Source organism: Neisseria sp. P0001.S005, from assembly GCF_051963715.1.
This window is the reverse complement of sequence record NZ_JBQCTZ010000859.1, coordinates 1-330: the sequence shown is the minus strand read 5'-3', so window position 1 is coordinate 330 and position 330 is coordinate 1. Positions and strand designations below refer to the sequence as shown.

Here is a 330-nt window from a genome sequence, read left to right as displayed (position 1 = left end):
GCCTAAGGCATCAAGCTGGGCGGAAGTGTCGCCGTCGGCAGGCAAGACCACGCGGAAGGTTTTGGAAGAAGTCTCGCTACCGGATGCGCCGTTACGTTTTTCGATACTGCGGCTGGCTGCATGGGGCCATTTGCCCAACAGGCCTTTGATGCGGTGGTAATCGTCTTCATCCATCACCACGGTGGCGCTGCTGGTACACAAGCGTTCCACGCCGGCCGCACCCATCTCTTCTTCAGCGGCGCGACGCTCTTGTGCCTCTTTCTCGCGGCGCATTTTTTCTTTTTTCTCTTTCAACTGCTGCGCTTCTTGCTTTTTACGCAAGGCTTCCGC

1 pseudogene is annotated in these 330 nt (G+C 57.3%); it reads right to left on the bottom strand.

Annotated elements, in window-relative coordinates:
• Positions 1 to 330 (bottom strand): annotated as a pseudogene (locus ACTHSP_RS23225) (cell division protein); the annotation flags it as partial.